25 protein-coding genes are annotated in these 25,113 nt (G+C 65.0%); 15 read left to right on the top strand and 10 right to left on the bottom strand.

Annotated elements, in window-relative coordinates; translation table 11 throughout:
* The first annotated feature begins 22 nt into the window (after positions 1 to 22).
* The 4 genes from ACODS9_RS01060 to ACODS9_RS01075 all read left to right on the top strand — a co-directional run bounded on the left by ACODS9_RS01060 (position 23) and on the right by ACODS9_RS01075 (position 6,463).
* A complete protein-coding gene (locus ACODS9_RS01060; protein ID WP_489093049.1) occupies positions 23 to 1,669 on the top strand; it encodes a DUF1302 domain-containing protein in 1,647 nt (548 codons plus the stop codon).
* A gap of 8 nt (positions 1,670 to 1,677) precedes the next feature.
* A complete protein-coding gene (locus ACODS9_RS01065; protein ID WP_489093050.1) occupies positions 1,678 to 4,092 on the top strand; it encodes an efflux RND transporter permease subunit in 2,415 nt (804 codons plus the stop codon).
* Between the two features lie 10 nt (positions 4,093 to 4,102).
* The gene (locus ACODS9_RS01070; protein WP_489093051.1) at positions 4,103 to 5,065 is read left to right on the top strand and encodes a WD40/YVTN/BNR-like repeat-containing protein; all 963 of its coding nucleotides are present in this window, start codon (positions 4,103 to 4,105) and stop codon (positions 5,063 to 5,065) included.
* Positions 5,066 to 5,251: 186 nt separating this feature from the next.
* Positions 5,252 to 6,463, top strand: coding sequence for a PucR family transcriptional regulator (locus ACODS9_RS01075; protein WP_489093052.1), 1,212 nt, complete (start codon positions 5,252 to 5,254; stop codon positions 6,461 to 6,463).
* A gap of 138 nt (positions 6,464 to 6,601) precedes the next feature.
* On the opposite strand, the gene ACODS9_RS01080 is transcribed toward ACODS9_RS01075, so the two are convergent.
* Positions 6,602 to 6,970 carry a Mor transcription activator family protein gene (locus ACODS9_RS01080; RefSeq protein ID WP_102682324.1) on the bottom strand — a complete coding sequence of 123 codons (369 nt, stop codon included), beginning with the start codon at positions 6,968 to 6,970 and terminating at the stop codon, positions 6,602 to 6,604.
* A 444-nt stretch (positions 6,971 to 7,414) separates the two neighbouring features.
* On the opposite strand from ACODS9_RS01080, the gene ACODS9_RS01085 reads away from it, so the two are divergent.
* Entirely contained in the window at positions 7,415 to 7,603 is a 189-nt protein-coding gene (locus tag ACODS9_RS01085; protein WP_023632313.1) for a hypothetical protein, read from the top strand.
* Positions 7,604 to 7,639: 36 nt separating this feature from the next.
* Here ACODS9_RS01085 and ACODS9_RS01090 read toward each other — a convergent pair whose 3' ends face one another.
* Positions 7,640 to 8,002, bottom strand: coding sequence for a fe2+ zn2+ uptake regulation protein (locus ACODS9_RS01090; RefSeq protein WP_046855829.1), 363 nt, complete (start codon positions 8,000 to 8,002; stop codon positions 7,640 to 7,642).
* 200 nt (positions 8,003 to 8,202) lie between these two features.
* Between ACODS9_RS01090 and pvdQ the strand changes: the two genes are divergently transcribed.
* A complete protein-coding gene (pvdQ, locus tag ACODS9_RS01095; RefSeq protein ID WP_489093053.1) occupies positions 8,203 to 10,509 on the top strand; it encodes a bifunctional acylase PvdQ in 2,307 nt (768 codons plus the stop codon).
* Between the two features lie 71 nt (positions 10,510 to 10,580).
* Here the strand turns inward: pvdQ and ACODS9_RS01100 are convergent, their stop codons facing one another.
* Positions 10,581 to 11,303, bottom strand: a complete 723-nt coding sequence (locus ACODS9_RS01100; protein WP_367856080.1) for a UDP-2,3-diacylglucosamine diphosphatase — start codon at positions 11,301 to 11,303, stop codon at positions 10,581 to 10,583.
* Positions 11,300 to 11,800, bottom strand: a complete 501-nt coding sequence (locus ACODS9_RS01105; RefSeq protein WP_489093054.1) for a peptidylprolyl isomerase — start codon at positions 11,798 to 11,800, stop codon at positions 11,300 to 11,302. The genes ACODS9_RS01100 and ACODS9_RS01105 overlap by 4 nt, the downstream gene beginning before the upstream one ends.
* 247 nt (positions 11,801 to 12,047) lie before the next feature.
* Here ACODS9_RS01105 and ACODS9_RS01110 point away from each other — a divergent pair, with 247 nt between their 5' ends.
* Together ACODS9_RS01110 and cysS are read left to right on the top strand one after the other, a co-directional pair.
* Positions 12,048 to 13,751, top strand: a complete 1,704-nt coding sequence (locus ACODS9_RS01110) for a glutamine--tRNA ligase/YqeY domain fusion protein (protein WP_104443965.1) — start codon at positions 12,048 to 12,050, stop codon at positions 13,749 to 13,751.
* 9 nt (positions 13,752 to 13,760) lie between these two features.
* The gene (cysS, locus tag ACODS9_RS01115; protein WP_489093055.1) at positions 13,761 to 15,143 is read left to right on the top strand and encodes a cysteine--tRNA ligase; all 1,383 of its coding nucleotides are present in this window, start codon (positions 13,761 to 13,763) and stop codon (positions 15,141 to 15,143) included.
* Positions 15,144 to 15,261: 118 nt separating this feature from the next.
* Here cysS and ACODS9_RS01120 read toward each other — a convergent pair whose 3' ends face one another.
* The 6 genes from ACODS9_RS01120 to ACODS9_RS01145 form a co-directional block, all read right to left on the bottom strand.
* On the bottom strand, positions 15,262 to 16,653 hold the full coding sequence (locus ACODS9_RS01120; RefSeq protein ID WP_489093056.1) for a sensor histidine kinase: 1,392 nt from the start codon (positions 16,651 to 16,653) through the stop codon (positions 15,262 to 15,264).
* A complete protein-coding gene (locus tag ACODS9_RS01125) occupies positions 16,631 to 17,311 on the bottom strand; it encodes a response regulator transcription factor (protein WP_038706001.1) in 681 nt (226 codons plus the stop codon). The genes ACODS9_RS01120 and ACODS9_RS01125 overlap by 23 nt, the downstream gene beginning before the upstream one ends.
* Positions 17,312 to 17,482: 171 nt before the next feature.
* Entirely contained in the window at positions 17,483 to 18,502 is a 1,020-nt protein-coding gene (locus tag ACODS9_RS01130) for a branched-chain amino acid aminotransferase (protein ID WP_038706002.1), read from the bottom strand.
* Between the two features lie 125 nt (positions 18,503 to 18,627).
* The gene (locus ACODS9_RS01135) at positions 18,628 to 18,870 is read right to left on the bottom strand and encodes a hypothetical protein (protein WP_401105321.1); all 243 of its coding nucleotides are present in this window, start codon (positions 18,868 to 18,870) and stop codon (positions 18,628 to 18,630) included.
* 308 nt (positions 18,871 to 19,178) lie between these two features.
* Entirely contained in the window at positions 19,179 to 19,532 is a 354-nt protein-coding gene (locus tag ACODS9_RS01140) for a hypothetical protein (RefSeq protein WP_401105592.1), read from the bottom strand.
* Positions 19,529 to 19,897 (bottom strand): glyoxalase superfamily protein, encoded by a 369-nt coding sequence (locus ACODS9_RS01145; protein WP_401105323.1) that lies wholly within the window; start codon positions 19,895 to 19,897, stop codon positions 19,529 to 19,531. Before ACODS9_RS01145 ends, ACODS9_RS01140 begins: the two co-directional genes overlap by 4 nt.
* A gap of 282 nt (positions 19,898 to 20,179) precedes the next feature.
* Between ACODS9_RS01145 and ACODS9_RS01150 the strand changes: the two genes are divergently transcribed.
* The 7 genes from ACODS9_RS01150 to ACODS9_RS01180 are packed head-to-tail and all read left to right on the top strand — an operon-like array spanning position 20,180 to position 25,110.
* Complete coding sequence (locus tag ACODS9_RS01150; RefSeq protein WP_401105325.1) at positions 20,180 to 21,013, top strand: urease accessory protein UreD; 834 nt, start codon at positions 20,180 to 20,182, stop codon at positions 21,011 to 21,013.
* Between the two features lie 10 nt (positions 21,014 to 21,023).
* Positions 21,024 to 21,326, top strand: a complete 303-nt coding sequence (locus tag ACODS9_RS01155) for an urease subunit gamma (RefSeq protein WP_401105327.1) — start codon at positions 21,024 to 21,026, stop codon at positions 21,324 to 21,326.
* A gap of 10 nt (positions 21,327 to 21,336) precedes the next feature.
* Positions 21,337 to 21,654, top strand: coding sequence for an urease subunit beta (locus ACODS9_RS01160; protein WP_050706015.1), 318 nt, complete (start codon positions 21,337 to 21,339; stop codon positions 21,652 to 21,654).
* Positions 21,651 to 23,354: an urease subunit alpha gene (gene ureC / locus ACODS9_RS01165; protein WP_489093057.1), complete on the top strand. Its 1,704-nt coding sequence runs from the start codon at positions 21,651 to 21,653 to the stop codon at positions 23,352 to 23,354. Before ACODS9_RS01160 ends, ureC begins: the two co-directional genes overlap by 4 nt.
* 10 nt (positions 23,355 to 23,364) lie before the next feature.
* The gene (gene ureE / locus ACODS9_RS01170) at positions 23,365 to 23,850 is read left to right on the top strand and encodes an urease accessory protein UreE (RefSeq protein ID WP_489093058.1); all 486 of its coding nucleotides are present in this window, start codon (positions 23,365 to 23,367) and stop codon (positions 23,848 to 23,850) included.
* Between the two features lie 19 nt (positions 23,851 to 23,869).
* Positions 23,870 to 24,436, top strand: a complete 567-nt coding sequence (locus ACODS9_RS01175; protein ID WP_489093059.1) for a HupE/UreJ family protein — start codon at positions 23,870 to 23,872, stop codon at positions 24,434 to 24,436.
* Positions 24,436 to 25,110 carry an urease accessory protein UreF gene (locus ACODS9_RS01180; protein WP_489093060.1) on the top strand — a complete coding sequence of 225 codons (675 nt, stop codon included), beginning with the start codon at positions 24,436 to 24,438 and terminating at the stop codon, positions 25,108 to 25,110. The genes ACODS9_RS01175 and ACODS9_RS01180 overlap by 1 nt, the downstream gene beginning before the upstream one ends.
* The last annotated feature ends 3 nt before the right edge of the window (positions 25,111 to 25,113 follow it).

The following is a 25,113-nucleotide window of genomic DNA, read 5'->3' on the forward strand; positions in this document are numbered from 1 at the left end:
CGACGTCAGATCGAGAGCCAGCATGAAAAGAATAATTAGCAAAGCATCAGGCCTTGTCATCGTGTGCACCACCCCTCTGGCAATGGGGTTCACCTTCGAAACCGAAACCCTCAATGGTTCGTTCGACTCCACCATCACCGCCGGCATGGGCGTACGCACGGAGTCGCGCGGCTGCAACCTGATCAACCAGGGCGCCACCGGGCACAATGTGCCGTCCGGCTGCCTGGCGCAGAGCTCGGGCGTTGCGGATCAGGGCGACCTGAACTACGACCGCGGCGACATGTTCACCAACTATCTCAAGGGTACCCACGAGCTGTTGCTGAAGATGCCCGAGGACGTCACCTTCATGGCGCGCGGTACCTGGATCCGCGACTTCGCGGCCACCGATACCACCGGCACGCGCTCGTTCAACACCCCTGAAAGCATCGGCAGCAGCGGCCTTGGCAAAGATGCCCGCGACGATCTCGCCTTCAAGGCTCGCCTGCTCGATCTGTGGGTGAGCAAAGGCTTCGACGTGGGCGGGCAGCGTGTCCGGGCGCGCCTGGGTAACCAGGTGATCAACTGGGGCGAGAGCCTGTTCGTGGCTGGGGGTATCAACAATACCAACGCCTACGACTATCAAGCCCTGGCCCGTCCGGGGGTGCAGCTCAAGGAGGCCGTGCTGCCGGCGCCGATGCTCAGTGTCGCCTCCGGCCTGGGCTCGGGGGTCAACGTCGAGGCCTACTATCAATTCCGCTGGAACAAGAGCGAGCTGCCGCCGGTGGGCAGCTACTGGTCCACCACCAACGCGCTCGGCGAGGGCAGGGGCGAATACGGGTTCTCCGAGAACAAAGCTCGGGACAGCGGCCAGTGGGGCCTTTCGCTGCGCTGGCAGCCGGAGGACAGCGACGTCAACTATGGCTTCTACGTGATGCGCTACCACGACAAGACGCCGTCGTTGCGCGTGGATATTCTCGATCCGGACACCTTTGCCGCCGCACCCTCCTGGCGCTACCAGGAAGACCGGATGATGTATGGCGTGAGCGCCAACATGCCGATCGGCGACTGGGCCGTCGGTACCGAGCTGTCCTATCGGCCAAAGGATTCGGTGATGCTCAACCCGGTGGTCGACCTGTGTTCGAGCAATGGTGGCAAATGCTGGAAGGACGAAAAGAAGTTCCAGTGGCACCTGACCGGCCTTTACAGCTTCACGCCGTCCAACTCGCCGGCGTTGCTGGATTTCACTGGCGCAAGCACCGGTACCTTGCTCACGGAACTTGTGGTCATCAAGTACCCGGGCCTGCATGACCAGGTCAACGGCGAGCCGCTCGCCGCCGGCCTCAATGCCTGGCAGCTGGACCCTGCGACCGCGCCGAAGTCGCGTGGCGACAAGACCTCGTCGGGCATCAACCTGGACTTCAGCATGACCTACGACGGCACCTTGTTGCCGGGCTGGCAGGTCACCCCGGGGGTGTTCTACGCACGCTCGCTGAGCGGGCGCACACCGAACCTCACGGCCACCTTCACCAAGGACGCGAGCAGCATGAACTTCTACCTGAACTTCGTGCGCAACCCGGCCAGTTGGCAGGTGTCCCTGAACTACGCCAAGTTCATGGGCGGCGATACCCCTTACGACCAGCTGTATCGTGACCGCGATTATGTCGGCATCGCGATCTCCCGTACCTTGTGAGGCCTCCTGTGAACGGTTCCGTAAAACTGACAGAGGTCCAGGCGCGTGGCGTGTTGCCACGCGTCGAGCGGGTCTTGTTCGGACATCGTCGGCTGGTGCTGGCGGGCCTGGCCGTGTTCACCCTGATCATGGCTTGGTTCGCGGTGCAGTTGCGCATGGACGCCGGCTTCGAAAAACAGTTGCCGGTCGGCCATGAATACATCCAGACCTTCGAGACGTACCGCAACGACCTGATGGGTGCCAACCGCCTGACCATCGTGGTCAAGGCACGCAAAGGTGATATCTGGAGCGCCCCTGGCCTGAAGCGGTTGTATGACGTGACCCAGGCAATCAGCTTCCTGCCGGGGATCTCGCGCAGCAGCGTGCGCTCGTTGTGGACGCCCAATGCCTTCGTCAACGAGATTACCGAAGAAGGTTTTCGCGCCGATCCGCTGGTGCCAGGCACGGTTTCGCCCGAGCACCTGAACGACCAGGTCATCGCCTCGATCGCCAACTCCACCGCGCAAGGGGGCTTCATCGGCACCCTGGTGTCGCGTGACCAGAGCAGCGCGATGATCACCGCGGAGCTCAACGAGTACGAGGCCGACGGGACGCACCTGGACTATGTCGCGTTCAATCATCGCCTGGAAAAAGAGCTACGCCAGCAGTTCGAAGATGGTGATTTCGAAGTGCAGATCATCGGCTTCGCCAAGCAGATCGGCGACATCGCCGACGGCGCTTCGGCGGTGCTGGAGTTCTGCTTGCTGGCGCTGCTGCTGACCGCGGCGGCGGTGTACTGGTATTGCCATTCGCTGCGCTTCACCCTGCTGGCGCTGGTCTGTTCGCTGGCCTCGCTGGTCTGGCAATTCGGCAGCTTGCGTCTGCTCGGCTATGGGCTCGACCCGCTGGCGGTGCTGGTGCCGTTTCTGGTGTTCGCCATCGGGGTTTCCCATGGCGTGCAGCAGATCAACTTCATCGTCCGCGAGATCGCCATCGGCAAGAGTGCCGAAGCGGCGGCACGTTCGAGCTTCTCCGGCTTGCTGATCCCGGGAACGCTGGCGCTGGTAACCGCACTGGTGTCTTTCGTGACGTTGCTGCTGATCCCGATCCCGATGGTGCGGGAACTGGCGATCACCGCATCGCTCGGGGTGGCCTACAAGATCATCACCAACCTGCTGATGCTGCCCTTGCTGGCGTCCATGCTGCGGGTCGACGACAGGTACGCGGCGGCCCAGGAGGTGTCCCGGCAGCGCCGTAGCCGCTGGTTGCGTGGCCTGTCGCGGCTGGCCGAGTGGCGCAACGCGCAGTGGGTACTGGGCGTCGCGCTGGTGATCTTTCTGCTGGCGATCTGGCAAAGCCATGACCGTGTCGTCGGTTCGTTGCAGGCCGGGGCCCCGGAGTTGCGCGAGGACTCGCGCTTCAACCGCGATGCCGTGTCCATCGCCAACAACTATGACATCGGCCTGGACTGGCTCAGCGTGGTGTTCGAAGCCAGGCCGGGGGAGGTTGGCGATGGCGTGCCGGCGGCGTGCGAGGATGTCGCGGCGGGCCAGTACCAGGACCGTTTCGTCTGGGCCATGCAGGGCGTGCCCGGGGTGCTGTCGGTGGCGTCGTTCTCCAGCAACCTGCGCCAGTTCAACGAGGGTTACAACGAAGGCAACCCGAAGATGGCCGTGGTGCCCATCGACCCGATGAACTACGCGGCGCTGGCCACCGAGGTGGCGCGCACTCCTGGACTGGTGCGTACCGACTGCAGCATGTCCGCGGTGCACCTGTACCTGGCCGACCACAAGGCGACGACGATCAACCGGGTGGTGGCGGCGGTCAAGGCGTTCCGTAGCGAGTATCCGCAACCGGACCTGGCGATCCGCCTCGCCTCGGGTAACGCCGGTGTCCTGGCGGCCATCAACGAGGAGGTGGAGAAGAGCGAGACGCCCATGCTGCTGTATGTCTATGCCGCGATCGCGTTGCTGGTGTTCGCGGTCTACCGCGACCTGCGCGCGGTGCTGGTGTGCTGCCTGCCGTTGACCATCGGTACGTTCATTGGCTACTGGTTCATGAAAGAGCTGCAGATCGGCCTGACCATCGCCACATTACCGGTGATGGTGCTGGCGGTTGGTATCGGGGTGGATTACGCCTTCTACATCTACAACCGCCTGCAGCTGCACCTTGCCCACGGCCAGACGATCACCAAGGCGGTCGAGCACGCGTTGCTCGAAGTGGGCGTGGCCACCATCTTCACCGCGATCACCCTGGCGGTGGGCGTGGCCACCTGGGCCTTTTCCGACCTGAAGTTTCAGGCGGACATGGGCAAGCTGCTGGCCTTCATGTTCATCGTCAACATGGTCATGGCCATGACCGTACTGCCGGCATTCGCGGTCTGGCTGGAGCGGGTATTCCCGCGCAAGCGCCCCGTGCGCATGATCGGCGCGCTGCTGCACTGAGGAGAGAAACATGCGATTCAGGGGTTCATTGATCGCGGCGGTGCTCGCCGCGACATTGCCGTTGCTGTCTGCCCGGGCCGAGCCCTTGCAGGCAGTGCCTGCCGTGCAGGCGAGCAATGCCACGCAAGCGACCATGCTGGATGCCGTCTGGGCCGGGGAGCGCGTGGTCGCGGTCGGCGACCATGGCGTGGTCTTGCTGTCGGACGATCAGGGCAAGGCTTTTCGCCAGGCGCGTTCGGTGCCGGTATCCACTCAGCTGACGGGGGTGTCCTTCGTGGACGCCCAGCGTGGTTGGGCGGTCGGCCATTGGGGCGCGATCCTGGCCACCACCGACGGTGGCGAGTCGTGGCAGATCCAGCGCTTGTCCAGCGACGAAGATCGGCCGCTGTTCGCCGTGCACTTCTTCAATGCCCAACAGGGCGTTGCCGTGGGGCTGTGGTCGTTGCTGCTGACCACCGAGGATGGTGGCAAGACCTGGACCGAGCAATCGTTGCCGCCGCCACCGGGTGCCAGGAAGGCCGACCTCAACCTGATGGGGCTGTTTGCCGACAGCCACGGCACGTTGTACGCCACCGCCGAGCATGGGCAGCTGTTGCACTCCGGGGACCATGGCAAAAGCTGGGGTTACCTGGATACCGGCTACTCAGGCACCTTGTGGTCCGGGGCTGTGCTGAACGACGGCAGCCTGTTGCTCGGTGGCCAGCGAGGCACGTTGCTGCAGGGTGCCAAGGAGGGGAATGACTTGCGCAGGTTGCCTACCCACGGCAAAGGTTCCGTCACCGCCATGGCGGTAGCGGGTACCCGGGTGCTGGTGGTCGGGCTGGATGGGCTGATGATGCTGAGCGACGATGGCGGGCGCCATTTCCAGGAAAAACAGTCGGCTGATGGCCTGTCACTGACGGCGGTGCTGCTCGATGCCGAAGGGGCGCCTATCCTGTTTTCACGTCGCGGTGTCGTGCCCCGTCAGGAATGACGGTTGCTTATGGCGCTGCACGGCAGTGCATGAACTGGCTGTTGCGCAGTTGCCAAGAGCATGCTGAACAGAAGAAGCCCGGGGTCGGCCCGCAGGTACGAGCAACAGCATTTTCCACGGAGTTCTGCGCGATAGGCACCCCATATGACCGGTAATTTCTCCCCCTGGCCACGCCCCTCGGAAGCCGTGCGTGAACTCATTCGCAAGGGCGCCGAGCGTGCTCAGGCGCTGCCGCCGGAGTGGGTCGAGCGGCTGAACCAGGCGCTTTTCACTTCAGCGCAAGATGCGAAGTTGCTGGAAGACCCGGTCATCCTGGCTGCGTTTAGGCGCGCCAACAGGGCAGAGCTACTGCACTGGGCCAACGCCAACATGCAGCGCCCGGGAGAGCCGGTGGAACCCTATGTGTCGGCCGACATGGTGGATACGGCGAGGGAGCTCGCGCATAGGGGACAGTCCGAAATGTTGATGAACGTCGCAAGGTCGACACAGAACACTGCCTGGGAACTGTGGATGAAGATGGCGTTTGGCCTGACCCAAGACCCTGTGGTGCTCGAGGAATTCCTCGATGTGTCCTCGCGCTCGATCTCGGAGTTCATCGACAGCAACATGCGTGTGATCACCCGGATCATCCTGGAAGAAAAGCACGCCCAGGCCCATGACGATCACATCGACAAACGCAGCCTGGTCAGTCGCCTGCTCGACGGCCGCGATGTCGATGCCGAGCAGTTCGCCAGGCGCCTGGGCTACAGCCTTGCGCAGAAGCACCAGGCCTTTCTGGTGTGGAGCGAGACGCCCGAAGCGCACATTCGTCCGTTGGAGGACATGGCGCGCGCGCTGGCAAGCCTCACGGGGGCGGGGGCGCCGCTGGTGGTGTTCGCCGGGCCTGCGACCTTATGGGGCTGGAGTGCTGCGACAAGGCCTCTGGACCTCAATGCGCTGCAAGACGTGGTTCGTCAGTACCCAGGCGTTCGTGCGGCACTGGGCGCCCCGGCGGCGGGGCTCAACGGTTTCCGTCGCTCCCACCTGGAAGCCTTGACCACCCAGCGGCTGATGGGGCGCCTGGCGGGCGCGCCGCCTGTGGCCAGTATCGATCAGGTGAGGATGGTGTCGTTGATGACACAGGATGCTCGGGCGGCCAGGCAGTTTGTCTTGAGTACCTTGGGGCGCCTGGCCTCAGAGCCGATGGTACTGCAGCATTCGTTGCGGGCGTTCCTGGCCCATGGCTGCAATATCACCCAGACCGCCGAAGTATTGGGTACGCATCGCAATACCTTGCTGCGGCGCCTGGAGCGCGCCCAGGACCTGCTGCCCATTCCATTTGCCGACCACCGTATCCAGATTGCCGCGGCGCTCGAGCTGGTGCTGTGGAGCACACCGCTCGAGGAAGGCGAAAAGTAGACCGAGGTCGCTGTGGCATCGACTTGATCCGTGTCTGATCTTCAAACGGTCGATTGCGACAAACTGGTCCAGCGCCTCCTCTGCGCCACTGGCAGGTTCCGGCGTCACCCGCTTCGGCCAAGTCCAGAGCGGTGCTGGCTACGCCTGTCTACGGATGTTGCCAATCTGTCGCAGGCTCAATCCATACTTGTCGGCGAGCAGGCTGCGTGACAGCCCGCTGGCGCTCTCCCGCTGGATCTGCTGGTTGCGCAGCTGGCGCTGGAAGTGGTCGGACTTGGGGATCTCCAGGGCAAGGCCGGCGAAGCGCTGGATCAGCGCATCGAGCGCCTCTGGCGGCAGCACATCGGCCAGTTTGGTGCGTTGGCGATGCTTGGGGATGTACTTGGGGCGTCCGCCAAAGGCATGGGTCAGCCGGTAGGCGTTGTCCAAACCGATGCATTCGATCAGTGCCTGCAGCGACTGAGGCAGTTGGGTGAGGTCGATGTTGCTCAGGTCTGGCATTTCCACGAAATGGTTCCTTCCGTCATTGGGTTTGGCCGGCGCCGAGGTCCCGATGGGCTGCGGCGTGGGTTGCCACGGGGAGGTCCGCGTGGCGTGGCCAGATTTTCGAACAGCGACGGAAAGGGTCGCTAGGCGCGAAGCGGACCGGGGCTTGTAGTCGTCCTTGTCTGTTGTTTGCGGGCAACTGGACGCCTTGAGGTAGGAAATGCCTTCACCCCTGCGCTGCAGGCCCCAAACCATCTAGAGAAAGGGTTCCATGATGGCGTAGTGGGTAGCTTACCTAGACATGCACCTACGGGCGCATCTCGACGCTACCGTGGGGCAGGGGCAGGAAAGAGGGGGTTGCTGCGTGGGGAGTCGGCAGGAACTGCAGCGAGGGGAAAGCGGCCGAGGTATCATGGCGTCGGCTCCGCTGGAGCCTCATGTCCCCGATGTCGCAAGGAACCTCCGATGACACACGTGCAGCGCCTGAAATATTCGATCCTGATCATCCTGGTGGTCCTGGGGATCATGCTTGGCCTAAGTTACCTGCAGAAGCAGGGCACTATCAGCGAGCAGACATTCCAGTACGTCGCCATCGCCATTGCGGTGGTCGTGGTGGTGATCAACGGGATCCTGCGGCGCAAGGTGAAACCCTGAAGCAGGCGGGCCGGCATATCCTTGCCGGCCATGCGCTCAGCGCGAAGCGGGTTGCTCGAGCACGGCCCGGGCCTGAGGGTTCAGGCTGTAGCATTTGTCGCTGCCCAGGTTGATCACGCCTTCGCTGCACAGGCGCTTGAGCACCTCGCGCACGCTCAGGAACGACAGCGGAATATCCAGCTGCTCGAGTTGCGCATGCACGCCACGCACGCCAATGCTGCGGCCATTGCGGCCGGCGGTGTGCAGGGCGTCGATGACCTTCAGGCGGATCAGGCTGGTGCGCAGGCCGTAGGCGCGCAGCAGCTCGCGGATCTGTTCGTTGCCCACGCGTTCCTCCTGGGGGGCGGCGGCCTGGTTGGGTGCAGGCTGCGCCGCTAGCGATTGTTGCGGGTTGTACATGTGAATGCTCCTTTTCGTGGACTGTCCCGAAATCATGGGTGCCTCACATCTAAAGACGTTTGAGCTCGACAAAACTGCAACCCCCGGTGAAAAAAATCTGACACGTTCTGTTGAGAACGTTGCAGCACCGCGTCGAACGTAAAATTTTCATCTGGCCATTCGTCTGTTCGGGATGACCCCGATAAGCACGAGGAGTGCCTGTGATCCCTCTTCCCTTGTTTCGCCTGGGCCTTGCCGCCGCCCTGGTCGCTTCCAGCCTGACCCTGCAGGCGCGCGAGGTCGATGGCGAGGCCTCCGCGCAGATCCGTCGCACCAGTTTCGGCGTGCCGCACATTCTGGCCAAGGACGAGCGCGGCCTGGGCTATGGCATCGGCTACGCCTATGCCCAGGACAACCTGTGTCTGCTGGCTGGCGAAGTACTGACCGTCAATGGCGAGCGCTCCCGTTACTTCGGTGCCGATGGCAAGACGGTCGAGCAGCGTGACAACCTCTCCAGCGACCTGTTCTTTACCTGGCTCAACGAGCCTGCTGCGGTAGACAGTTTCCTCAAGGCGCAGCCGGAGGCGGTGCGCGACCTGCTTGATGGTTATGCCAATGGCTATAACCGTGCCCTGGGTGAACGACGGGCCGAGGGGCTGCCGGCCGAGTGCGGGGCAGGGGAGTGGCTCCGGCCGATCACCAGCCGTGACCTGGTCAAGCTGACCCGGCGCTTGCTGGCCGAGGGCGGTGTGGGGCAATTCGTCGAGGCCGTGGTCGCCGCGACGCCCCCCAAGCTGGCGGCGCAACGCCCGGCGGTCGACTACAGCGTGGCCCTGGCGCGGCAGGCGCAGTTCGCCGCCGAGCGTGGCAGCAATGCCGTGGCCGTGGGCGCCGAGCGTTCGGCCAATGGCCGCGGACTGCTGCTGGCCAACCCGCATTTCCCGTGGATTGGCGGGATGCGCTTTTACCAGATGCAGTTGACCATCCCCGGGCAGCTGGATGTGATGGGCGCGGCGTTGCCGGGCCTGCCGGTTGTCAATATCGGTTTCAACCGGCACCTGGCCTGGACCCATACGGTCGACACCTCCAAGCACTTCACCCTCTATCGCCTGCAACTGGACCCCAAGGACGCCACCCGCTACCTGTATGACGGCCAGTCGCTGCCGCTGGAGCGCAAGCTGCTGAAGGTCACGGTGAAAGGTGAGGGCGGTACGCTCAGCCAGGTCGAGCGCACGATTCACCTGTCGAAGTTCGGCCCTGTGGTGCAATGGCCCGGCCGTCTGGATTGGGACAATCACGCCGCCTACAGCCTGCGCGATGCAAACCTGGACAATACCCGGGTGTTGCAGCAGTGGTACCGGATCAACCGTGCCGACAGCCTGCAGGCGCTGAAGGCGTCGGTGGGCGAGCTGCAGGGCATCCCTTGGGTCAACACATTGGCAGTGGACGCTGCTGGCCAGGCCTTGTATCTCAATCAGTCGGTGGTGCCCTATGTCGACCAGGGGATGCTGGCGCAGTGCAGCAACCCGGGCGCGTCGGGCCCGCTGGTGGTGCTCGACGGCTCGCGCAGTGCCTGTCAATGGAAGGTGGATGCGCAGGCGGCCCAGCCGGGGATCTTCCCGGCCAGCCTGCTGCCGAGCCTGGAGCGGCGCGATTATGTACAGCACGCCAACGATTCAGCGTGGATGGCCAACCCGGCCCAGCCTTTGACGGGGTTCTCGCCGCTGGTCAGCCGTGCCGACCAGCCCTTGGGCCTGCGCAGCCGCTTTGCCCTGCAGCGCCTGCAGGGCAAGGGCAAGCTGGGCAGCGCCGAGCTGCAGCACATGGTGTTCGATGACGAGGTGTACCAGGCCAGCCTGCTGATGCCGGACCTGTTGCAATGGTGCAAGGGCGTGGAGGCGGACATACAGTCGGTGTGTGCCAGCCTGCAGACGTGGGCCGGCAAGGCCGATCAGGACAGCGGTATCGGCCTGGTTCATTTCATCAATATCGCCGGCGCGTTGGCCGAGCATCCGCAAAGCTGGCGCGTGCCGTTCGACCCGGCCGACCCGTTGCACACGCCTCGTGGCCTGGCGGTGGAGCAGGCTGCGGTGCGCAAACTGCTGCGCGAGGCAGCGCTGGACTCGCTTGCGCAACTGAACGAGGCCGGTATCGCCGCCGACCAGCGTTGGGGGCAGATCCAGCAGGCCGCCGATGGCACGCCGGTTCCCGGTGGGCCGCAGGCGTTGGGCGTCTACAACGCGATGGTCAGCGTGCCGGTGGGGCCGGGCAAGCGCCTGGTGGTCAGTGGTTCGAGCTATCTGCAGGTGGTCAGCTTCACCGAGCAGGGGCCGCAGGCCCAGGGGTTGCTGGCGTTCTCGCTGTCGAGCGAGCGGGCGTCGGCGCATGCCGCCGACCAGACACGAGCCTTCGCGGCCAAGCAACTGGCGCCGATTCCGTTCACCGAGGCGCAGATCAAGGCTGATCCGCAGTATCGGCAGTATGTGATCAGCGAGCGGGACAAGGGACAGGTGGTCAGCGCCAAATAGCACCGTTGATGGCAGCGTGGGGCAAGCCCGCTCCTACGAGTGTTGTAGGAGCGGGCTTGCCCCACGCTGTTTCAGGAGAAGTCGAACGGGGCCAGCTGGAAACCCTGTTCATCCACCTGCAATGCCCAGCCACGTCGGTCCCAGTCGCCCAGCACGATGCGCCGTGCCGGCTGGCCATCGACCACCAGCTTGTGCAGCGCCGGTCGATGGGTGTGGCCGTGGACCAGGGTGCGCACGCCGTGGGCGGCCATCACCTTGGGCACTTCCTCGGGGGTGACATCGACGATCTCGGTGCTCTTCATGCGTGTCTGCGCGCTGCTTTCGCTGCGCAGCTTGCGCGCCAGCTTGTGCCGCGTGCCCAGCGGCAGGTGCCGCAGGATCCACAGGGTCAGCGGGTTGCGCAGGTAACGGCGCAGCTTCATGTAGGCCACGTCACGGGTGCACAGGGTGTCGCCATGCATCAGCAGCACCGCCTCGCCACCGAGCTCGACCACGCTGGGGTCGGCCAGCAGGGTGCAGCCGGCGGCGTCGCAGAACGCCTGGCCAATGAGGAAGTCACGGTTGCCGTGCATCAGGTACACGGCCGTGCCGCTGTCGCTCAACCGGCGCAGGGCCTGGCAGATCGACTGCTGGAAGGGCGTCATGGCATCGTCGCCGATCCAGGCCTCGAAGAAATCGCCGAGGATGTACAGCGCCTTGGCGTGGCGGGCGCGGCCGTCGAGCAGATCAAGAAACGCCCGGGTAATGTCCGGGCGTTCTTCTTGCAGGTGCAGATCGGAGATCAGCAGTATCACTCAATGATCTCGGCTTTCTCGATGATCACGTCTTCTTTCGGCACGTCCTGGTGGCCAGACTTGGAACCGGTGGCGACTTTTTCGATGGCATCGACGATTTCCTGGCCTTCGATCACTTCACCGAACACCGCATAGCCCCAGCCCTGGACGTTCTTGCCGCTGTGGTTGAGGAAGTCGTTGTCGGAGGCGTTGATGAAGAACTGCGCGGAGGCCGAGTGCGGCTCCATGGTGCGGGCCATGGCGATGCTGTACTTGGTGTTCTTCAGGCCGTTGTCGGCTTCGTTCTGGATGCTGGCGCGGGTTTTCTTCTGGCTCATGCCAGCCTCGAAACCGCCACCCTGGATCATGAAGCCCTTGATCACGCGGTGGAACACGGTGCCATCGTAGTGGCCTTCCTTGACGTACTGAACGAAGTTCTCGGTGGTCAGCGGGGCTTTCTCGGCGTTCAGTTGCAGGATGATATCGCCGTGGTTGGTGCTCAGTTTGACTTTGGACATGCTGAAATTCGCTCTTTCAAGGCATTCGGGAAATAGGGTGCGCGCTGCGCTCGGACAACCTGACGCAGGATCAGGCAGCCGCGGCACACGCCACTGGGGCGCCATTGTGCCGGATTGTAGACCGCTGCGGCGACAAAACGCGCCACTTTGTCGGTGCTCCGGCTGTCAGCAGCTTGACTGCTTCGGCTATGATAGGCCCTTTGATTCAATCGGCCTACCCGGCCGGCTACCTGCATTCAAGGACACTATGAGCAAGCCCACTGCCGACAACGCGCCAAACGCCGCTGCCAAAGGCGCCCCCGCCGTCCCTGTGAACTTCCTGCGGCCGATCGTCCAGGCTGACCTGGACGCGGGCAAGCACCAGAGCATCGTCACCCGTTTCCCGCCGGAGCCCAACGGCTACCTGCACATCGGCCACGCCAAGTCGATCTGCGTCAACTTCGGCCTGGCCAAGGAATTCGGCGGCGTCTGCCACCTGCGTTTCGACGACACCAACCCGGCCAAGGAAGACCAGGAGTACATCGACTCCATCCAGCGTGACGTCAAGTGGCTGGGCTTCGAATGGGCAGGCCCGGTGCGCTACGCCTCGGACTACTTCGACCAGTTGCACGCCTGGGCCGTGGAGCTGATCAAGTCGGGCAACGCCTACGTCTGCGACCTGACCCCAGAGCAGGCCAAGGAATACCGCGGCAGCCTGACCGAGCCAGGCAAGAACAGCCCGTTCCGCGAGCGCAGCGTCGAGGACAACCTGGACCTGTTCGCCCGCATGAAGGCCGGCGAGTTCAAGGACGGCGAGCGCGTGCTGCGCGCCAAGATCGACATGGCCTCGCCGAACATGAACCTGCGCGACCCGATCCTGTACCGCATCCGCCATGCCCATCACCACCAGACCGGTGACAAGTGGTGCATCTACCCCAACTATGACTTCACCCACGGTCAGTCGGACGCCATCGAAGGCATCACCCACTCGATCTGCACCCTGGAGTTCGAAAGCCACCGTCCGCTGTACGACTGGTTCCTCGACAAGCTGCCGGTCCCCGCGCACCCGCGCCAGTACGAGTTCAGCCGCCTGAACCTGAACTACACCATCACCTCCAAGCGCAAGCTCAAGCAACTGGTGGACGAAGGCCACGTCGAGGCCTGGGACGATCCGCGCATGTCGACCCTGTCGGGCTACCGCCGCCGCGGCTACACCCCGGCCTCGATCCGCAACTTCTGCGAGATGATCGGCACCAACCGTTCCGACGGCGTGGTCGACATGGCGATGCTCGAGTTCAGCATCCGTGACGACCTGGATCGCACCGCGCCGCGCGCCATGTGCGTGCTGCGCCCGCTGAAGGTGGTCATCACCAACTACCCCGAGGGCCAGGTCGAGCAGCTCGAACTGCCGCGCCATCCGAAGGAAGACATGGGCGTGCGCGTGCTGCCGTTCGCCCGCGAACTGTACATCGACCGCGACGACTTCATGGAAGAGCCGCCCAAGGGCTACAAACGCCTGGAGCCGGCCGGTGAAGTGCGCCTGCGCGGCAGCTACGTGATCCGCGCCGACGAGGCGATCAAGGACGCTGACGGCAACATCGTCGAGCTGCGCTGCTCGTACGACCCGGACACCCTGGGCAAGAACCCCGAAGGCCGCAAGGTCAAGGGCGTGATCCACTGGGTGCCGGCCGAGGGCAGCATCGAGTGCGAAGTGCGCCTGTACGACCGCCTGTTCCGCTCCGCCAACCCGGAGAAGACCGAAGACGGTGGCACGTTCCTCGACAACATCAATCCCGATTCGCTGCAGGTGCTCAGTGGTTGTCGCGCGGAACCTTCCCTGGGCCAGGCCCAACCGGAAGACCGCTTCCAGTTCGAGCGCGAAGGCTACTTCTGCGCCGACCTGAAAGACTCCCAGCCGGGTCGCCCGGTGTTCAACCGCACCGTGACCCTGCGCGATTCGTGGGGCAGCTGAGGAACCTTCGTGCTTACCATCTACAACACGCTGAGCAAGACCAAGGAAGTTTTCAAGCCGCTGGACGGCAACAAGGTGCGCATGTACGTGTGCGGCATGACCGTGTACGACTACTGCCACCTGGGCCACGGCCGCAGCATGGTGGCCTTCGACCTGGTCACCCGCTGGCTGCGCAAGAGCGGCTATGAGCTGACCTATGTGCGCAATATCACCGACATCGACGACAAGATCATCAACCGGGCCAACGAGAACGGCGAGTCGTTCGACACGCTGACCGCCCGCATGATCGACGCGATGCACGAGGACGAGCGCCGCCTGAGCATCCTCAAGCCGGACCTGGAGCCGCGTGCCACCGACCATATCCCCGGCATGCACGCAATGATCCAGACCCTGATCGACAAGGGCTACGCCTACGCGCCGGGCAATGGCGACGTGTACTACCGGGTCGGCAAGTTCGTCGGCTACGGCAAGCTGTCGCGCAAGAAGATCGAAGACCTGCGCATCGGCGCGCGCATCGAAGTCGACGAGGCCAAGCAGGACCCGCTCGACTTCGTGCTGTGGAAGGGCGTCAAGCCCGGCGAGCCCTACTGGGATTCGCCGTGGGGCCCGGGCCGTCCGGGCTGGCACATCGAGTGCTCGGTAATGTCCACCTGCTGCCTGGGCGAGAGCTTCGACATCCACGGTGGCGGCAGCGACCTGGAGTTCCCGCACCACGAGAACGAGATCGCCCAGAGCGAGGCGGCCACCGGCAAGCAATACGCCAACGCCTGGATGCACTGCGGCATGATCCGCATCAATGGCGAGAAGATGTCCAAGTCGTTGAACAACTTCTTCACCATCCGCGATGTGCTCGACAAGTACCACCCGGAAGTGGTGCGTTACCTGCTGGTGGCCAGCCACTACCGCAGCGCGATCAACTACTCCGAGGACAGCCTGCGCGACGCCAAGGGCGCGCTCGAGCGCTTCTACCATGCGCTGCGTGGCCTGCCGCGCGTGGCTGCCCAGGGTGGCGAGGCGTTCGTCGAGCGTTTCACCGTGGCGATGAACGACGACTTCGGTACACCTGAAGCCTGCGCCGTGCTGTTCGACCTGGTGCGCGAGATCAACCGCCTGCGTGACAGCGACCCCGAGGCCGCCGCCGGCCTGGCGGGTCGTCTGCGCGAGTTGGGGGATGTGCTGGGTGTGCTGCAGCTGGAAGCCGATGACTTCCTGCGCGCCGGCGCCGAGGGGAAGGTCGATGCCGCTGAAGTGGAGGCGCTGATCCAGGCGCGTCTGCAGGCGCGCAGCGACAAGAACTGGGCCGAATCCGACCGCATCCGCGACCAGCTGGCCGCCATGGGCGTGGTGCTGGAAGACAGCAAGGGCACCACTACCTGGCGCCTGGCTGACTGATACTGCAACCGGGGCCGCTGTGCGGCCCAATCGCGGGGCAAGCCCGCTCCCACGTCGACGCACCTGCAATTGGGTGTCAACGTGGGAGCGGGCTTGCCCCGCGATGCTTTTCAGGTTGCTACTTCGCCGGCCCCGCCAATGGGCAATGCAGCACCAGCTTTGCCCCACCCAGCGCACTGCTGGCCACCTCCAGCCCGAACCCATGCAGGTCGACGATTGCCGCGACGATCGACAGCCCCAGCCCGAACCCCGCGTGGCGATGGCCTTCCTCGCTGCGGTAGAAGCGCTTCAACACGGCCTCGCGCTCATCCGCCGGAATCCCCGGTCCACTGTCCTCGACTGCAATATGCACGCCGGCCTCGTCCTCGCTGGCGACGATACGCACCAGTCCGCCCTCGGGGGTGAACTTGATCGCGTTGCCCACCAGGTTGGCCAGTGCCTCGAACAGCAACTCCCGGTCGCCATGCAGCGCCGCCAGCTGCGCAGGCTGCTCCAGGTGCAGGCGAATGCCGCCATCCTCGGCCAGCGGCAGGTAGAAGTCATGCAGCTCCACCAGTAACGCCTGCGGGTCGAGCCGGACGAAGCCGGCGCGGCGCTGGCGGTCTTCCAGTTCGCTGATGCGCAGCAGGCCGCGAAAGCGTGCCATCAGCGTGTCGGTCTCGCCGATCGCCTGGTCCAGCGCCGCGCCTTCGGCGGAGTCGCTGCCGCTTTGCTGGCGGATGCGGTAGAGCTGGGCACGCAGGCGTGTCAGCGGGGTGCGCAGGTCGTGGGCGATGTTGTCACAGACGCCCTTGACCTCGTGCATCAGCCGCTCGATGCGGTCGAGCATGGCGTTGACGATGGCGGCGAGCATGTCCAGCTCATCGCGCCGGGCCGACAGGGGCAGGCGGTGGGTGAGGTCGCCGGCGACGATCAGCTCGGCCTGGGCCTGGATCGCGCGGATGCGCTTGAGTGGCCGGCGCCGCAGCAGATACCAGCCGGCGAAACCAGGGATCAAGGTCAGCGAGATACCCCAGAGCAGGGCGTCGAGGATGATCCTCGTCACCACGAACAGCGAGCCGTTGTCGCGCACCAGCACCAGCCAGCGACCGTCCTGCACCTTGATCGCCACGGCATCGCAGCTGTCGCGGGGCAGGTGGGGGTCGTCGGCGTCCAGGCATCGCTTGAGCTCATGGACCTTGCCGTCCAGGCCCAGCTCCGAGGGTATCGCACGGATGCGTCCGCCGATCGGGTTGAGCTGGGCGTCGAACAGGCCGTAGGCGTCGAAGCTGCGTTCCTCGAAGGCCTGGCTTGCCACCAGCGCGTCGTCCAGCTGTTTGCCGCTCATGTGGGCGAACAGGTGCTGGCGTTGCAGCATCGAGTGGCGGGTGAGCTTGTTCAGGTAGCTGGTGACCTCGAAGTACAGCACCCCCATGAGGATGCTGCTCCAGGCCACGAAGAGGAAACTGTACAACGCCAGCAGACGGCTGGTGGATGAGCTCCAGCCCTTAGACGGGTTCGGCAATGGCATAGCCGGAGCCCCGCACGGTGCGAATCAGCGGGTTCTGGCCGGGCGAGTCGATCTTCTTGCGCAGGCGGCCGATGTGCACGTCGATCAGGTTGGTGCCGGGGTCGAAGTGGTAGCCCCAGACCTCCTCGAAGATCATCATCCGGGTGATCACCTGGCCGGAGTGGCGCATCAGGTACTCGAGCAGCTTGTATTCGGTGGGCAGCAGGTTCAGCGCCTGTTCGCCGCGGCGGGCTTCGTGGCTGATCAGGTCCAGCTCGAGGTCGGCGACCTGCAGGCGGGTCTGGGTCATCGGCACGCTGTTGCGGCGCAGCAGCACCTCGACCCGGGCGGCCATTTCGTCGGAGGCGAACGGTTTGGTCAGGTAGTCGTCACCGCCGGCGCGCAGGCCGCGCACACGCTCGTCGACGTCCGACAGCGCGCTGATCATCAGGATCGGCGTGGCGATCTTCAGGTTGCGCAGGGTGGTGACGATGGTCAGGCCGTCGACCTCGGGCAGCATGCGGTCCAGGGTGATCAGGTCGTAGCCGCCGGCGATGGCCTTGGCCAGGCCTTCACGGCCATTGTCGGCCCAGTCGACTTCCAGACCGTGGCTGGACAGTTCGGCGACGATTTCCTGGGCGGTAACAGCGTCGTCTTCGATGGTCAGTACGCGTGGCATGCTGGTTCCTGGGCGGCGAGTGGAGACTTGATTGTGCCAAAGAATAGACAACCGGCGATTTAAGAAAAATTCATCTACGCAACACCGTCGTGGCTGACTGGGCGATGGCGTATCGGCAAAGAAAAGGGGCGTGCCATTGCTGGCACGCCCCTTTCTCATGACGGCACAGGCTTAAACGACCTTGACGATCCAGCCCGCTGGCGCCTCGACGTCACCGCTCTGGATGCCGGTCAGCTCTGCGTACAGCTTCTGCGTTACAGGGCCGACCTCGGTTTCACTGTGGAATACATGCAGCTTGCCGTTGTACTGGATGCCGCCGATCGGCGTGATCACCGCGGCAGTACCACAGGCACCGGCTTCGACAAAGCGGTCGAGCTTGTCGATTTCCACGTCGCCTTCGATGACCTTCAGGCCCAGGCGCGATTCGGCCAGTTCCATCAGCGACAGGCGGGTGATGCCTGGCAGTACCGAGACCGACTTCGGCGTGACGAATTCGTTGTTGGCGGTGATGCCGAAGAAGTTGGCCGAGCCGACTTCCTCGATTTTCTTGTGGGTCAGCGGGTCGAGGTAGATGCAGTCGGCGAAGCCGGCTTTCTTGGCTTCATAGCCCGGCTGCAGGCTGGCCGCGTAGTTGCCGCCGACCTTGGCCGCGCCGGTACCTTGCGGGGCGGCACGGTCGAAGTCGGAGATGAGGAATTTGTGCGGGGTCATGCCGCCCTTGAAGTACGAGCCGACCGGGATGGCGAAGACCGAGAAGATGAACTCGGGGGCGGTGCGCACGCCGATGTTGTCACCGGTGCCGATCACGAACGGACGCAGGTACAGGGCACCCTTGCCGTGCGGCGGCACGAACTTTTCGTTGGCCTTGACCACCTGCTTGCAGGCTTCGATGAACTGTTCGGTCGATACCCGTGGCATCAGCAGGCGGTCGCAGCTGCGCTGCATGCGCGCGGCATTCTGGTCCGGGCGGAACAGGTTGATCGAGCCATCCTTGCAGCGGTAGGCCTTCAGGCCTTCGAAGCACTGCTGGCCATAGTGCAGGGCGGTGGAGCCTTCACTGATGTGCAGCACGTTGTCTTCGGTCAGGGTGCCCTTGTCCCACTCGCCGTTACGCCATACGGACAGGTAACGTTTGTCGGTCTTGATGTAGTCGAAACCCAGCTTGTCCCAGTTAATGCTTTCGTTACTCATGACACCCTCATTGCTCTTGCCCGAACACGTCGGGCTGCTTTTATATGCGCACCCCGCCACCTTAATACATCCGGCGCGGATCGGGAACGGCCAGTCACACAATCCGCCGGGCGTGTTCGTTCGGGTCAGTCGCTGTCGCGATGACGATTACGATGAACGAACAGGCCTGAGCCTGTGCAGAGCAGAAATGTTACCCACATGAACCACTCCACGCCCAGGTACAGGCGTTGAGGCTGCCAGCTCCAAAACAGTGCGCCACTGGCCAGCAGGGCCAGCCCGGTCCATTTGCGTACCGACGCAGAACGAAGCGTGTGGTAGAGAATGGCTGCTGCAAGTCCGAGCATGGCCACCGCGATGAAGGCGTTCATGTGTGTGCCTGGATAATCAGGGAATGGCTGGAGCGCTGCGGCCAGATACCTCCGCAGTGGGTTGCCTCAGCGCACACCATCCTGTCGCCGGTGTGATAAGTCGACAACCAGCTGCAAACATCAAGCACGATGCCGCGGTTGGCGATGACTTGATAGGTTTTCTCGAATTGCACTGTGACTTCCCTTTCGTTGCCGGGGCGTGTTTCCCAGGGCCTGACAGTGAAAGGTTTTTGCAGTTGAACGAAGCTCCGTGCTTCCGAATTGGCTGTGGGATTTTTCTGTGATTTTGACCCAGGCGAGGGTCGGCCTCAGCGCAAGCGCCGGTTCCAGTCCCCACCATGATCGCGCCAGCAGGCTTCTTCGCTGTCGAAGCGCACGTGCCAGGCCACGTGGTCCAGCGCGATGCCAGCATCGCTCAGTGCCTGGGCCGTCAGCGCGATCATCCGCGCCTTGTCCGCGCCGGCCAGCGCGCGGGCCTTGTCGGTGTCGTCGGTGAACACCCAGGTGATGCGCAGGCTGGCAGGGAAGTCGTCGAGGTCCACCTGGTGGGTGAGCCAGGCGAAACCGACGATCTCGCCCTGGGCAGTGGCGCAGGCGTCGGTCAGGCAGGCGACCATCTCCCGCTCCAGGCGCGCCAGGGCGCGCTTGCCGCTGGCCATCAGACGTTGTCGATCTGCTGGCAGAAGCGCAGGCGGTTGCCGAACGGGTCGGCCACCTGCATTTCCAGGCCCCAGTCGACCTCCTCGGCCTGCGGGCGGGCGTAGCCGTAGCGCTTGGCCAGCAGTTCGCGCTCCAGCGCCTTGAGGTCCTCGACCCGGGCAAACACCGCCGAGCCCGGCGTGGCGTCGCCGTGGTGCTCGGACAGGTGCAGGATCAACCCGTCGCGGTGGATCTGCATGTACAGCGGCAGGTCCGGGGCGAAGCGGTGTTCCCAGTCGAGCTGGAAACCCAGGAAATCGAGGTAGAACTCCCGGGCCTTGTCGACCGAGAAGATCCGCAGGATCGGAATGGCGGGGGCGAATTGCATGGGGGCGTCCTTGGCTCGAAAAGGGGCAGGGTGGTCACTTTAGCCTACTTCGCCACGCCGGCCGGCACTTGAATTGCGCGTTCGGGCGCAGCCGCTCTGGCCCGCAGCCTTGCGCATGACTGATGGTTCGAAAGTTTCATCATCGTTCATCTGCGCAGTTGGCCCGCTCCCTGCTATATCCCTCCAGCGAATATTGATCGAGTGGTCAGCCCGGCGCGCCTGCAAGCGCCCGGCGCAGGGCCCTCATCCGGCCGTGAGGCCATGGATTTCAGGGGTTTGAGGATGTCGTTGGCGCAGCAGATCGACCCACCGCAGGCAGACCCGGGCTGGAGTGCCCACCTGCAGTTGCGCTTCGTCCAGCGCGAGGGAGTGACCCGTCTTGGTGCGCGGCGTCATGTCGGGCCTCTTTTGGTGCAGCGGCCGTTCTATCCGGAGGGTGCGCCATGCCATGTCTATGTGCTGCACCCGCCAGGGGGCATCGTCGCCGGCGACCGGCTCGAACTTGATGTCCACCTCGAGCCCGGCAGCCATGCCTTGCTGACCATGCCCGGCGCGAGCAAGTTCTACCGCAGCATCGGCCCCACCGCGCGGCTCGCCCAACGCTTTCACCTCGCCGCCGGCAGCACCCTGGAATGGCTGCCGCAGGACAGTATCTTTTTCAACGGCGCCCGCGCCTGCCTCGACAGCCGTTTCTGCCTCGAGCCTGGCGCGCGCCTGCTGGCCTGGGAGACGCTGTGCCTGGGCCGTCCGGTGATGAACGAGCGCTTCGAGGAGGGCGCGCTGGACAGCCGCCTGCGCATCGAACTGCCCGGCGAACCGGGCCTGCACGAGCGCCTGCGCATCGAGGGCGGGCTACTGGACAAGGTCGCCGGGCACCCGTTGCTCGCCACCTTCTGCGCAGCACCCGCCGACTCGGCGGTGCTGGAGCGGGTGCGCCAGATCATCGACGAAATCGATACCCCAGCCGGCGCGACGCTGCTCGGCCCACTGCTGGTGATCCGCCTGCTCGACCACGACAACCAACACCTGCAACGCAACCTGCAGCGCCTCTGGCACCTGCTGCGCCCGGCCGTGCTTGGCCTGGCGCCGTGCCCGCCGCGCATCTGGGCCACTTGAGAGAGCCGCCATGGAGCTGACCCCGCGAGAGAAAGACAAACTGCTGCTGTTCACCGCCGCCTTGCTGGCCGAGCGGCGCCTGGCCCGTGGCCTGAAACTGAACTACCCGGAGGCGGTGGCGTTGATCAGCGCCGCGGTGCTCGAAGGCGCCCGCGATGGCCGCACGGTGGCCGAGCTGATGAGCCTGGGCCGCGAGGTGCTGGGGCGCGAGCAGGTGATGGCGGGCGTGCCGGAAATGCTGCACGACGTCCAGGTCGAGGCGACCTTCCCCGACGGTACCAAGCTGGTGACCGTGCATGAACCCATCGTTTGAGGAGCCCGGCATGATCCCCGGAGAAGTCCAGGTCGCCGCAGGCGACATCGAGCTCAATGTCGGCCGCCAGAGCGTCAGCGTCAGCGTGGCCAACCATGGTGACCGCCCGGTGCAAGTGGGCTCGCACTACCACTTCTACGAAGTCAACGACGCCCTGGTGTTCGAGCGCGAGCCGACCCGGGGCTTTCGCCTGGACATTCCGGCCGGCACCGCGGTGCGCTTCGAGCCGGGGCAGGCGCGCACCGTGCAACTGGTGGCCTACGCCGGCAAGCGCGAGGTGTACGGCTTTCAGGGCAAGGTGATGGGCGCGCTGGAGGGCAGGGCATGAGCCGCATTTCCCGCCAGGCCTACGCCGACATGTTCGGGCCTACCGTCGGTGACCGCGTGCGCCTGGCCGACACAGCGCTGTGGGTGGAGGTGGAAAAGGACTTCACGATCTACGGCGAGGAAGTCAAGTTCGGTGGCGGCAAGGTGATCCGCGACGGCATGGGCCAGGGCCAGATGCGCGCCGCCGAGGCCATGGATCTGGTGCTGACCAATGCGCTGATCATCGACCACTGGGGCATCGTCAAGGCCGATATCGGCGTCAAGCATGGCCGTATCGCCGCCATCGGCAAGGCCGGCAACCCCGATGTACAGCCCGGTGTTACGGTACCGGTAGGGCCGGGCACCGAGGTGATCGCCGCCGAAGGCAAGATCGTCACCGCCGGCGGTATCGACTCGCATATCCACTTCATCTGCCCGCAGCAGGTGGAAGAGGCGCTGACCAGCGGCGTGACCACCTTCATCGGCGGCGGCACCGGCCCGGCCACTGGCACCAACGCCACCACCTGCACCCCGGGGCCCTGGTACCTGGCGCGCATGCTCCAGGCCGCCGACTGCCTGCCGATCAACATCGGCCTGCTGGGCAAGGGCAATGCCTCGCGGCCCGAAGCCCTGCGCGAGCAGATCGCCGCTGGCGCCGTGGGCCTCAAGCTGCACGAGGACTGGGGCTCGACGCCGGCCGCCATCGACTGCTGCCTGGGCGTGGCCGAGGAGATGGACATCCAGGTGGCGATCCATACCGACACCCTCAACGAGTCGGGCTGCATCGAGGACACCCTGGCCGCCATCGGCGAGCGCACCATCCACACCTTCCACACCGAAGGGGCGGGCGGCGGCCACGCGCCGGACATCATCCGCGCGGCGGGCCAGGCCAACGTGCTGCCGTCCTCGACCAACCCGACGCTGCCCTACACCGTGAACACGGTGGACGAGCACCTCGACATGCTCATGGTCTGCCACCACCTGGACCCGAGCATCGCCGAGGACGTCGCCTTCGCCGAGTCGCGCATCCGCCGCGAGACCATCGCCGCCGAGGACATCCTCCACGACATGGGCGCCTTTGCCATGACCTCGTCCGACTCCCAGGCCATGGGCCGGGTCGGCGAGGTGGTGCTGCGCACCTGGCAGGTGGCGCACCAGATGAAGCTGCGCCGTGGTCCGCTGGCCCCGGACAGCAGCTACAGCGACAACTTCCGGGTCAAGCGCTACATCGCCAAGTACACCATCAACCCGGCGCTGACCCACGGCATCGCCCACGAGGTCGGCTCGGTGGAGGTGGGCAAGCTGGCCGACCTGGTGCTGTGGGCGCCGGCGTTCTTCGCGGTCAAGCCAGCGCTGGTGCTCAAGGGCGGGATGATCGCCACGGCGCCGATGGGCGATATCAATGGCTCGATTCCGACCCCGCAACCGGTGCACTACCGGCCGATGTTCGGCGCCTTGGGCGCGGCGCGGCATGCCACGCGCATGACCTTCCTGCCCCAGGCCGCCCTGGAGCGTGGCCTGCCCGAGGAGCTGAAACTGCAGAGCCTGATCGGGGTGGCCCACGGCTGTCGGCGGGTGCGCAAGGCCGACATGGTCCACAACTCCCTGCAACCGCTGATCGAAGTCGACGCGCAGACCTACCAGGTACGCGCCGACGGCGAGCTGCTGGTGTGCGAGCCGGCGTACGAATTGCCGCTGGCGCAGCGTTATTTCCTGTTCTGAAGGAGCGAACATGATTGTTCTCACACGCCGAGTCACTGCAGCCGAAGCCATCACCGGCAGCGTCACCCTGAATGTCGACAACCGCATCAAGAGCCGTCTGCGCGTCACCCTCGACGACGGCCGCGAAGCCGGGCTGATGCTCGAGCGCGGCCATTTGCTGCGTGGCGGCGAACTGCTGGCCGATGCCGATGGCCAACAGGTCATTCGCGTGCTCGCCGCGCCCGAGGCGGTCTCGACCGTGCGCTGCGCCGACCCGCACCTGCTGGCCCGCGCCGCCTACCACCTGGGCAACCGCCATGTGCCGCTGCAGATCGAGCCGGGCCTGTTGCGCTTCCAGCACGACCATGTGCTCGACGACATGCTGCGCGGCCTGGGGCTGGAGGTGGTTGCCGAACAGGCGCCGTTCGAGCCCGAGGCCGGTGCCTACCAGAGCGCACCTCACAGCCATTCCCACGGCCACGACCACCCGTTCGTGCGCCTGCCAGCCCATTCCTGACCTCTCCCTGGAGCCCACAATGAAAAAGACCTTCGCCCTGGTACTGCTGATGGTGGCCTTGCCGGCCTTCGCCCATCCCGGCCACGACAGCAACCCGTTGCAGGATGGCCTGCTGCACCCGCTGACCGGCCTCGATCACTTGCTGATGCTGCTTGGCACCGGCGTACTCGCCGCCCTCACGCGACGCAACCTGACCTTGCCATTGGCGACCTTGGCGGCGATGTTCGGCGGCGCGGTGTGCGGCCATCTGTTCGGCGATGTGCTCGGCATGGAGCAGATGATCCTCGGCTCGCTGCTGGTGGCCGCCGCCGCCATGCTGCTGCCGAGCCGTCAGTTGCTGCTGCCGAGCCGTCAGTTGCTGCTGTCGCTGGTCATGCCGGTGTTCGCCCTGTTCCACGGTTGGGCCCATGGCGTGGAAGCCACCCCCAGCGCGTTCTGGCAGTTCAGTGCCGGTTTCGTCACGGTCAGCGGCCTGCTGCTGGCGGCGGGCTTCGGCGTCGGTTGCCTGCTGCGGCGCCATGCCGGCCTGCAGAAGGCTTTCGGCGGCGGCCTGCTGGCAGGCGCTGCGCTGGTGCTGGCCGGCTGATGCACACTGATCTGGCGCTGCTGCGCTTGCTGCAGTTGGCCAGCCCGGGTTTGCCGGTGGGCGGCTTCACCTACTCGCAAGGCCTGGAGTGGGCCGTGGAGGCCGGTTGGGTCAAGGACGCCAACGGCTTCGCCGCCTGGCAGCGCGAGCAGTTGCACGACACCCTCGGCCACCTCGACTGGCCGTTGCTGGCGCGCCTGTACAAGGCCTGCCAGGCCGACGATGCCGACGCCTTCGCGCACTGGAGCCAGTTTCTTTTAGCCAACCGCGAGACCGCCGAACTGCGCCTTGAGGAACGCCAGCGCGGCAGCGCCCTGGCGCGTCTGCTCGATGGCTGGCAACTGGGGCAGGAGCCGGCCTGGCGCGCCAGCCTCGAGCTCAGCCAGCTAGGCGGCATGGCCTGGCTCGGGGCGCACTGGTCGATCCCGCTGCGCCAGCTCGCCCTGGGCCATGGCTTCGCCTGGCTCGAAGGCGCGGTGATGGCGGGGGTGAAGCTGGTGCCGTTCGGCCAGCAGGCCGCCCAGACCCTGCTGCGCGACCTGGGTGAGGCACTGCCTGCCGTGCTCGATCATGCCCTGGCCCTGAACGACGAACAGCTCGGCGGTGGCCTGCCACTGCTGGCCATCGCTTCGTCGCGCCATGAAACCCAATACACCCGTTTGTTCCGTTCCTGAGGA

This window comes from Pseudomonas sp. FG36, from assembly GCF_057809275.1.